Annotated in this window: 6 protein-coding genes; 3 read left to right on the top strand and 3 right to left on the bottom strand. The window is 65.9% G+C overall.

All coding sequences use genetic code 11. The features are described from left to right. From IL54_RS00850 to IL54_RS00840, 3 genes are all read left to right on the top strand, one after another. On the top strand, positions 1-920 hold a 920-nt coding region (locus IL54_RS00850; protein ID WP_037472510.1), incomplete at its 5' end, for a helicase C-terminal domain-containing protein. Further along, the gene (locus IL54_RS00845; RefSeq protein WP_037472246.1) at positions 917-1,459 is read left to right on the top strand and encodes a SixA phosphatase family protein; all 543 of its coding nucleotides are present in this window, start codon (positions 917-919) and stop codon (positions 1,457-1,459) included. The genes IL54_RS00850 and IL54_RS00845, both read left to right, overlap by 4 nt. Beyond that, positions 1,456-1,977, top strand: a complete 522-nt coding sequence (locus IL54_RS00840; RefSeq protein ID WP_037472244.1) for a GNAT family N-acetyltransferase — start codon at positions 1,456-1,458, stop codon at positions 1,975-1,977. The genes IL54_RS00845 and IL54_RS00840 overlap by 4 nt, the downstream gene beginning before the upstream one ends. On the opposite strand, the gene IL54_RS00835 is transcribed toward IL54_RS00840, so the two are convergent. From IL54_RS00835 to IL54_RS00825, 3 genes are all read right to left on the bottom strand, one after another. Then, positions 1,972-2,310, bottom strand: a complete 339-nt coding sequence (locus tag IL54_RS00835) for a MerR family transcriptional regulator (protein WP_037472243.1) — start codon at positions 2,308-2,310, stop codon at positions 1,972-1,974. The genes IL54_RS00840 and IL54_RS00835 overlap by 6 nt on opposite strands. A gap of 88 nt (positions 2,311-2,398) precedes the next feature. After that, the gene (ihfA, locus tag IL54_RS00830) at positions 2,399-2,689 is read right to left on the bottom strand and encodes an integration host factor subunit alpha (RefSeq protein WP_037472241.1); all 291 of its coding nucleotides are present in this window, start codon (positions 2,687-2,689) and stop codon (positions 2,399-2,401) included. Positions 2,690-2,765: 76 nt separating this feature from the next. Next, positions 2,766-3,734 (bottom strand): beta-ketoacyl-ACP synthase III, encoded by a 969-nt coding sequence (locus IL54_RS00825; RefSeq protein WP_037472239.1) that lies wholly within the window; start codon positions 3,732-3,734, stop codon positions 2,766-2,768. Between the last annotated feature and the right edge of the window lie 21 nt (positions 3,735-3,755).

Raw genomic sequence — 3,755 nt, 5'->3', positions numbered from 1 at the left:
CCGACTATGTCGACTGGCTGGCGGTCGATCGGATCGAGGGGCGCGAGTTCGACATCGGCATCCACCGCCACTGGCTCGATCCCAGCCGTCCGCTCGCCGAAGCCGTGCTGAAACCAGCGCAGGGGGTGATCGTCACCAGCGCAACGCTGAAGGGCGGCGGCGAATGGAGCAATGCGGAGGGGCGCAGCGGCGCGGTCCACCTGCCCCATGGCGCCGAACGGTTCGAGGCGGCCAGCCCCTTCGACTATCCGGGGCGCGCCGAGGTGTTGATCGTCACCGACATCAAACGGGGCGACATCGCCGCCTTGTCCGGTGCCTATGGCCGCTTGATCGAGGCGGCGGGCGGCGGCACGCTGGGGCTGTTCACCGCGATCCGGCGGCTGCGCGGCGTCCATGCGCGCATTGCCGACCGGCTGGCGCGGGCAGGCCTGCCGCTTTACGCGCAGCATGTCGACCCGATCGACACCGGCACCCTAGTCGATATCTTCCGCGACGATCCGCGCGCCTCGCTGCTCGGCACCGATGCGCTGCGCGATGGTGTGGACGTACCGGGCTATTCGCTGCGGCTGGTGGTGATGGAGGGGGTACCCTGGTCGAAGCCTACAGTGCTGCACGCGGCGCGGCGACTGGCTGGCGGCGGCAATGCCTATGACGACCGGCTGATCCGCGCGCGGCTGGCGCAGGCGTTCGGGCGACTCATCCGCCGGGCCGAGGACAGGGGCAGTTTCGTGATCCTGTCGGCCGCCATGCCCAGCCGACTATTGAGCGCCTTCCCGCCGGGAACGCCGATCCGTCGCCTGACGCTGGACGAAGCCATCCTCGCGGTCAACGCCAGTGCACGCGCGCAAACGCTTGGCGAAACGGCCGCTTTGGGGCATCAGGGGGCCGAATCCGGCATGCCCCCCCAGGAGACAGAATGAAACGGCTGACCCTGTTGCGCCACGCCAAGTCGGACTGGGACGATCCGGTGGCTCGCGATTTCGACCGGCCGTTGAACCGCCGGGGCGAAAAGGCTGCCATATTGATGGGCCAGTTCGCCGCGCGCCGCGCCATGCAGTTCGACATGCTGGTCGCCTCGCCTGCTGTGCGGGTCGTGGAGACGCTGGACGTCTTCTTCACGGGCTATGGTCAGATACTCGACGCGCATTGGGACCGGCGCATCTACCTCGCCTCCTCCCCGATCCTGTTCGATGTCGTCCGCGACCTCCCCGACAAGGCCGACAGCGTTTTGATGGCCGGGCATAATCCGGGGCTGGAGGAGTTGATCCTCGATCTGGTTCCTGATGATGGCAACAATGACTTGCGCGAGAATGTGGAGGCGAAGTTCCCGACCGCCAGCATCGCTGTGTTGGACCTCGCTATCGACCGCTGGTCGCAGGCAAAAGAGGGTGTCGCAACACTAGCCAGCTTCACCCGACCGCGCGACCTCGACCCCGCATTGGGGCCAAGTTCGCGGTGACGCCGATCACGTGGCGCCGGGCGGAGGCACGCGACGCCCCTGCCCTCTCCATATTAGGCGGGGCGACTTTCCTCACCAGCTTTGCCCATGATCATCCGGGTGCGGCGCTGACCGCCCATATCCGCACCGCGCATGGCGAGGCCTATTATGCATCAGCGCTCACCGATCCGGCGCAAACGGTGCTGATCGGTGAAACCCCGCTCGGCGCGGCGGTGGGCTATGCGATGATCACCCCGCCGGACCTGCCGATCGCGACCGACCCGGCGCGTGACGTGGAATTGAAGCGTGTCTACCTGCTGCATGGCTGGCAGGGTGGCGGTCATGGCGATGCGATCATGGCGCTGGTGGTCGAAGAAGCGCAGCGGCGCGGGGCGCGCCGATTGCTACTCGCCGTCTATCCGCAGAACGAACGCGCACGTCGCTTCTATGCGCGACACGGCTTTGGCGAAATCGGCGAATTGACCTTCATGGTCGGGGACGTGCCGTTCCGCGACCTCATCTATGCGCGAACGCTATAAAGCGATCGCGCGCGCCAGCGTCGCACGGATGGTTTCGAGACGCGTCAGCAGGTCATCTTCGGCCTGCGGCGGCGAAACCGGAGGAGAAGCGCCATTGCCCTCTTCCAGCGCCTTTTGCGCACCCTTGACGGTGAAGCCCTCCACGTTGAGCAGATGGTGGATGCGGCGGGCGAGATCGACGTCGGCGGGCCGGTAATAGCGCCGGTTGCCAGAGCGTTGCAGCGGCCGCAACTGCGGAAACCGCGTTTCCCAATAGCGCAAGATATGCTGGGCCAGGCCCAGTTCACCGGCCAATTCGCCGATGGTCAGAAATGCCCCCTCCACCTTTTTCATGACAGCGATGTTGCACCCACAGCCGGGCGCGCGTCAACCATGGTAAATGTCGGAGAAAGAAGAAAAAGCCAGTGGGCTGAGACGGGGATCAGGCGACCCGGTCGCGCATCGTCTGGCTGGCGCGGAACGTCAGCACCCGGCGCGGCTGGATCGGCACCTCGACCCCGGTCTTGGGGTTGCGGCCCATGCGCTGCGTCTTGTCGCGCAGGACGAAGGTGCCGAAGCTGGAGATCTTCACATTCTCGCCGCGCTCCAGCGCGACTGACATATGATCGAGGATCGATTCGACCAGCGCAGCGGCTTCCGCCCGCGACAAGCCGACATGGCGGTTGAGGCTTTCCGCCAGATCCGCGCGCGTCAATGTACCCGTGCCGCTCATAACCCGTCGCTCCCCGATGACAGAGCGCCAAATTGACCGATTTATACCAAATGTGCAAGCATTGCCTGCCGTTACGTCACAGGCGAATGACGCACGCGCCCCAGGTGAAGCCGCCGCCCATCGCTTCCAGTACGATGAGTTCGCCCGGCTTGATCCGCCCGTCGCGCACCGCGAGGTCGAGCGCCAGCGGAACCGACGCAGCGGAAGTATTGGCGTGGCGGTCAACGGTCACCACCACCCGGTCGGGCGACAGCTTCAATTTGCGCGCCGTAGCATCAAGAATGCGGGCATTGGCCTGGTGCGGGACCAGCCAGTCGATGTCGGCATTGGTCAGGCCCGCCATCGCCATGACTTCGTTGAGGACCGAGGCGAGGTTGACGACGGCATGGCGGAACACCTCCTGCCCGCGCATCCGCAATTTGCCCACGGTCTGCGTCGTTGACGGGCCGCCATCGACATAGAGAAGCTGGTTATGGCGACCGTCGGCGTGCAGTTTCGACGCCAGTATGCCGCGCACGCCACCCGCGCTTTCCTCCGCCCCCAGCACCACAGCGCCCGCGCCATCGCCAAACAGGACGCAAGTTGCGCGATCCTCCCAGTCGAGGATGCGGCTGAAGGTTTCCGCGCCGATCACCAGCGCGCGGTTCGCGGCGCCCGACCGGATCATGCTGTCCGCCACGGTCATGGCGTAGAGAAAGCCTGAGCAGACGGCGGCAACGTCGAACGCAACGCAATCGTCGATGCCGAGCGCGGCCTGGACGGTGGTCGCGGTGGCAGGAAAAGTCTGGTCCGGCGTTGCCGTCGCCAGGATGATGAGGTCGATATCCTGCGGCGCGACAGCCGCGGCGTCGAGCGCCGCGCGGGCGGCATCGGTCGCCAGCGTAGAGGTCGTTTCACCCTCTCCCGCGATATGGCGGTTACGGATGCCGGTGCGCTCAACGATCCATTCGTCGCTGGTATCGACGGTTTCCGCCAGTTCGGCATTGCTGACCGCGCGAACGGGCAGGGCCGAGCCCGTGCCCAGCAATATCGATCGACGGATCACTTGACGGGCAGCTCCAGCTTG

Origin of the sequence: Sphingobium sp. ba1 (assembly GCF_000743655.1) — a bacterium.
GTDB lineage: Bacteria > Pseudomonadota > Alphaproteobacteria > Sphingomonadales > Sphingomonadaceae > Sphingobium.
Note: the sequence above shows the minus strand (reverse complement) of the source record. Positions and strands in the feature narration are given on the sequence as shown.

Coding starts and splice junctions, on each gene's coding strand:
- IL54_RS00835 (WP_037472243.1), bottom strand. CDS start 2,310: ATGAAAAAGGTGGAGGGGGCATTTCTGACCATCGGCGAATTGGCCGGT.
- ihfA (WP_037472241.1), bottom strand. CDS start 2,689: ATGAGCGGCACGGGTACATTGACGCGCGCGGATCTGGCGGAAAGCCTC.
- IL54_RS00845 (WP_037472246.1), top strand. CDS start 917: ATGAAACGGCTGACCCTGTTGCGCCACGCCAAGTCGGACTGGGACGAT.